Here is a 1,944-nt window from a genome sequence, read left to right as displayed (position 1 = left end):
CGGCCAGCGTCACCCGGACCCGGGCGACGGGTGAGAGCGTCCCGTCGTTCACGCCGGCGCCCGTCACCATCGACATCGCCGACGACATCCCCCTGCCCGATCAGTTCCCCGACCCGATCGAGCTGCCGCCGGGCCAAAGCCAGTGCATCCCGCTGCCGCCGCCCCTCGAGTCGTGCATCACCGCCGGCGGGGGCACCACCGAGACGACCGACGGGGAGGTGACGGCCAAGGCCGCCGCCGTCCGCATCGACCTGCTGAGCGGCCTCCCCGAGGGTGGCATCACCGTCGCCCTGTCGAACGCCGAGGCGGGCATCGCGGCGACCGTGCCGGCCCCGCCGACGTCGACGACGTCGGTCCAGCCGACCACGCCGCCGACCGCTCCCCCGACCCTGCCGAGGACGGGCGGGCCCGAGCCCTGGCTCCCCGTCGCCGGGTGGTCGCTGCTCGGCCTCGCCGTCCTGACCGGCGGCGGCGCTCGCTTGGCCTCGACCCGGCGGGCGGCGGACGTGACGAGGAGCGGCGGGCGATGACCGTGCGGGAGCCGGCCCGGAGGCGGTGATGGTCGAGCCGACCGTCGTCGCGGCCATCGCCGTCGCCGGCGCCGTCCTGTTCGCCGTCGTCGGTGGCCTGGCCGGCGCGGCGCTGCGCTGGTACCGCCAGCGGCGCCCGGCGCCGACCGCGCCGCACTCCGTCGCGACCGTCTCCGCGGCGCCCGTAGCAGCGGGACGGCCGGCGTCCCCCGCCGCTGCGGTCCGCCCCGCCGCCGCCTCGACGCTGCCCGCCGCCGCACCGTCCGCCGCGGCGCCGCCCGCGGCACCGTCCGCGGCGACGCCGGCCGGCCCGGCTCGCGCCGACGTCACCACCCGCCTCGCCTCCGGCCTCCGGCGCCATCCGTGGGCCCGTCGGAGCCTGACCGTCGCCGCGCTGGCGATGGCGGCGACCGGGGTCGGCGTGCTCGCCTACCCGGCTGTCACCGACGTCGTCCAGGCCCGCATCCAGACCCGCCTCGAGCACCAGCTGGCCAGCCCGCAGTTCCGGCAGGTGTACCTGGCCGGCCGGGTCGAGGAGGGCGACAGCGTCACCCGCCTCCGCATCCCGTCGATCGGCGTCGACACGGTCGTCGTCGAGGGGACGACCGAGAGCGCCCTCCGGGCCGGCGCGGGCCACTACCCGTCGACGCCGCTGCCGTGCCAGGAGGGCAACGTCGGCATCGCCGGGCACCGGACGACCTACGGCCACCCGTTCCGCAACCTCGACCAACTCGGGGTCGGCGACGAGATCGTGCTCGACACCCCCGTCGGCACCTGCACCTATCGCGTCGCCGAGGCGCCGTTCCCGGTGGCGCCCACGGCGACGTCGGTCGTCGCCCCCACCGACGCCTCGCTGCTGACGCTGACCACCTGCCACCCGGTCGGGAGCGCGGCGCAGCGCCTCGTCGTGCGGGCCGAGCTGGTCGCCTCCGACGGAGCGGTGGCATGAGGCGACGGCCGCTCCTGGCGGCGATCGGCGCCCTCGTCCTCGCCGTCGTCCCGGCGTCCGCGGCGCAGGCCGACGAGGGTGACCAGTGGACGGCGCCGCTGACGACGGCGACCACCAGCGACATCGTGCTCGCCGGCCGGTTCACCGGCCCGGCCCCGCAGTGGGCGGTCCTCGACTCGGCCACCGTCACCCTCCGCTGGGCGGGTGCCGGTGAGCTCCCGGACGGCTGCACCGTCCCGGGCGCCCGGACCGTACCGCTCACGGGGACGGGCACGACGCGGACGTTCAACGTGCCGGTGTCGCTCCCGTGCAACGGGGACTACGTGGCGTCGGCGCGGGCCGTGTCCCGGGCCGGCGACTGTCCCGACGTGGCCGACTGCCCCGCCCTCCCCGACCTTCCCGTCGCCGTCGCCGCGCCCGGCCCGGCGCCGACCGCCCTCGCCGCCGCCACCGACGACGAGCGAC

At 77.9% G+C, this 1,944-nt stretch carries 3 protein-coding genes; all 3 read left to right on the top strand.

Annotation, left to right across the window (positions count from 1 at the left end; genetic code table 11):
* Window positions 1-530 (top strand): hypothetical protein (locus VGB14_00795; GenBank protein ID HEX9991440.1); only part of this gene is annotated, 530 nt, incomplete at its 5' end.
* Window positions 531-558: 28 nt separating this feature from the next.
* Window positions 559-1,479 carry a class E sortase gene (locus VGB14_00790; GenBank protein HEX9991439.1) on the top strand — a complete coding sequence of 307 codons (921 nt, stop codon included), beginning with the start codon at window positions 559-561 and terminating at the stop codon, window positions 1,477-1,479.
* Window positions 1,476-1,944 (top strand): hypothetical protein (locus VGB14_00785; protein ID HEX9991438.1); only part of this gene is annotated, 469 nt, incomplete at its 3' end. The genes VGB14_00790 and VGB14_00785, both read left to right, overlap by 4 nt.

It is taken from the genome of Acidimicrobiales bacterium (assembly GCA_036399815.1).
Lineage (GTDB): Bacteria > Actinomycetota > Acidimicrobiia > Acidimicrobiales > DASWMK01 > DASWMK01.
This window is presented reverse-complemented; position numbering and strand designations above follow the sequence as displayed.

What these genes read in the sequence shown, in the direction of transcription:
- VGB14_00790 (HEX9991439.1), top strand. Translation starts at nt 559, where the DNA reads ATGGTCGAGCCGACCGTCGTCGCGGCCATCGCCGTCGCCGGCGCCGTC.